The 2826-nt window shown below is 73.2% G+C and carries 4 protein-coding genes; 3 read left to right on the top strand and 1 reads right to left on the bottom strand.

The features are described 5' to 3' along the window. Nucleotides 1-344: 344 nt before the first annotated feature. Nucleotides 345-734: a hypothetical protein gene (locus tag ACSW7Y_RS16855; protein WP_438127379.1), complete on the bottom strand. Its 390-nt coding sequence runs from the start codon at nucleotides 732-734 to the stop codon at nucleotides 345-347. A gap of 113 nt (nucleotides 735-847) precedes the next feature. Here ACSW7Y_RS16855 and ACSW7Y_RS16850 point away from each other — a divergent pair, with 113 nt between their 5' ends. From ACSW7Y_RS16850 to ACSW7Y_RS16840, 3 genes are read left to right on the top strand one after another with little or no spacing between them, the layout of a single operon-like run. After that, nucleotides 848-1297: an FAS1-like dehydratase domain-containing protein gene (locus ACSW7Y_RS16850; protein WP_438127378.1), complete on the top strand. Its 450-nt coding sequence runs from the start codon at nucleotides 848-850 to the stop codon at nucleotides 1295-1297. After that, nucleotides 1294-1719, top strand: coding sequence for a MaoC/PaaZ C-terminal domain-containing protein (locus ACSW7Y_RS16845; protein WP_438127377.1), 426 nt, complete (start codon nucleotides 1294-1296; stop codon nucleotides 1717-1719). The genes ACSW7Y_RS16850 and ACSW7Y_RS16845 overlap by 4 nt, the downstream gene beginning before the upstream one ends. Before the next feature lie 2 nt (nucleotides 1720-1721). Continuing rightward, nucleotides 1722-2783: a UDP-N-acetylmuramate dehydrogenase gene (locus ACSW7Y_RS16840; RefSeq protein WP_438127376.1), complete on the top strand. Its 1062-nt coding sequence runs from the start codon at nucleotides 1722-1724 to the stop codon at nucleotides 2781-2783. Nucleotides 2784-2826: the final 43 nt, after the last annotated feature.

The following is a 2826-nucleotide window of genomic DNA, read 5'->3' as shown; positions in this document are numbered from 1 at the left end:
GCCGAGCACGGTGCGAGGTTGTCCACACGGTGCGGCGGAAACAACGTCGCACCGTGTGCCGGAGGTCGCACCGTGTGCCGGAGGTCGCACCGTGTGCCGGAGGTCGCACCGTGTGCCGGAGGTCGCACCGTGCCGTGCGCCCACTCGTGCTCGCCTGCGCCCACCCGCGGCCGCTCGCGTCGCGGGCTCGCCGAGCACGGTGCGAGGTTGTCCACACGGTGCGGCGGAAACAACGTCGCACCGTGTGCCGGAGGTCGCACCGTGCCGTGCGCCCACCCGTGGCGGCCGCTCACGACAGCAGGTGCGCGCCCGCGCCCGCGCCGGTGGCCGTCGGCGGCCGACGATCAGTGCACGCCGTGGTCGGTGCGCCCGACGAGCACCCCCGCGGAGCGCAACGCGCCCTCGACCGCACCGGTCACCTGTCGCCAGGCAGTGCGACGCCGCTCGGCACCGATCGTCCCACCCACCACCGCGGTCCCGTGGTGGAGCGGACGGACGGTGATCGTGGTCGAGGCCCCGGTCACGGTCGTCGACACCTCGTACTGCCGGAACTGCCGCGAGGGATGGACGAGTGCGCCGAGCACGGTCGTGAGGAACCGACTCCCGCTCCGCGCGGTGATGGTCCCGCCGGTCGACGTCACCTCGTGCCCGCTCCGCCGCAGGGCCGCGCTCGCGACCTCCATCGCGGCGCGCCGATCACCGGTGTGGACCGCGTACTCCGTCCGTGCCTCCATGGCTGCTCCCTCCCCGAGCTCGCACGACACCCCCCGACGTCGCTGCCGAACAGCCTAGCCGATGCATCCTCATGGACATCCGGTGTCGGAGGACGCTCGGTAGACTGCCGGTCGTGTCTGTGAACCCCGAGCTCGTCGGCAGGACGTTCCCGCCGGCCCAGCCGTACCTGGTCGGTCGCGAGAAGGTGCGCGAGTTCTCCCGCGCCGTCTTCGCCACGAACCCGATCCACCACGAGCCGGAGGCCGCTCGTGCTGCCGGTTACGACGACGTGGTCGCGCCGCCGACCTTCGCCGTCGTCGTGCAGGAGGCCACGCTCGCCCAGCTCCTCGCCGAGCCGGACGCGGGGATCGACTTCTCCCGGGTCGTGCACGGGGAACAGGCCTTCACGTACGACCGGCCCATCGTCGCCGGCGACGAACTGACCGCCACGCTCACCGTGACGAGCGTGAAGACCCTCGGCGGCAACGCCATGGTCACCGCCGAGAGCACCGTGAACGACGCCGCGGGGGAGCACGTCGTCACGGCGACGTCGACCCTCGTGGTCCGAGGAGACGACGCATGACCACCGCACCCGCGACCTCGCTCGAGATCGGCACCGTCGTGGCCGAGCGTGAGGTACACCTCACCCGTGACGCCCTCGTCCGCTACGCCGGCGCCTCCGGCGACTTCAACCCGATCCACTACCGCGACGACGTCGCCGCGTCGGTCGGGCTCCCCGGTGTCCTCGCGCACGGCATGCTCACCATGGGCCTCGCCGTCCAGCCGGTCGCCGAGTGGCTGGGCGACCGCGGCTGGGTGACGCGCTACGGCGTGCGGTTCACCCGCCCCGTGGTCGTCGACCCCCAGGACGGCGCGACCGTCGGCGTCGTCGCCAAGGTCGGCACCGTGGACGACGCGGGCCGCCCGCAGCGCATCGACCTCACCGTGACCGCCGCCGGGCAGACCGTGCTCGGCAAGGCGCAGGTCACGGTGGCGTTCCGCTGACCGTGTCGGACGCGCGGCTCGCCGACCTCACGACGCTCCGCGTCGGGGGTCCAGCGAGCACCCTGCTCACCGCGACGACCACGGACGAGCTGATCGAGCACGCGCACACGGCCTGGCAGGACGACGACTGGCTCGTCGTCGGCGGCGGGAGCAACCTGCTCGTCGCCGACCCGGGCTTCGACGGCACGGTCGTGCTCGTCCGCACCCGCGGTGTCGACGCAGTGCTCGCGGACGACGCCGACGCCGACGCCGACGGCGTCACCGTCCGCGTCGCGGCCGGTGAGCCGTGGGACGCCTTCGTCGCGCAGACGGTGGAGAACGGCTGGACCGGCCTGGAGGCACTGAGCGGCATCCCGGGCACGGTCGGCGCCGCCCCCGTGCAGAACATCGGCGCCTACGGGGTGGAGCTGTCCGACGTGCTCACCCGGATCGAGTTCCTCGACGCGTCGACGGGGGAGCGCACGTGGGTGCCCGCGGCCGAGCTGGCGCTCGGCTACCGCTCGTCCACCCTCAAGCACGGACGTCGGGGCGTGGTGCTCACGGTCGAGTTCCGGCTCGGATCCGCGTCAGCCGACGGAGTACCGGTCCGCTACGCACAGCTCGCCGGCTCCCTCGGGGTCGACCTCGGCACGCGGGTGGCACCGGCGACCGTCCGCGACGAGGTCCTCCGCCTCCGTGCGTCGAAGGGCATGGTGCTCGACGGCGACGGCGACGACCACGACACCTGGAGTGCCGGGTCCTTCTTCACGAACCCGATCGTCTCCGCGTCCTTCGCCGAGACCCTGCCCACGGATGCGCCACGCTGGCCGACCGGTGACGACCACGTCAAGCTCAGTGCGGCGTGGCTCATCGAGCACGCCGGCGTCCACCGCGGCTACGCGGTCCCCGGGTCACGCGCGGCGATCTCGTCGAAGCACACGCTGGCGCTGACGAACCGTGGGGGAGCGACGGCGGCCGAGGTCGCCGAACTGGCCCGGTACGTGCAGGTCACGGTGCTCAACCGGTTCGGTGTCACGCTCGTGCCCGAGCCCGTCGTGGTGGGGGACCTGCTCGCCGCCGGCTGACCGCCCGAGCCGACCCGTGCCTCCAGGACGACGACGGCCCGCC

The sequence above is a fragment of the Curtobacterium flaccumfaciens genome (assembly GCF_051548005.1).
Classification (GTDB): Bacteria; Actinomycetota; Actinomycetes; order Actinomycetales; family Microbacteriaceae; genus Curtobacterium.
The sequence above is the reverse complement of the archived record's forward strand: the minus strand, read 5'-3'. Positions and strand labels throughout refer to the sequence as shown.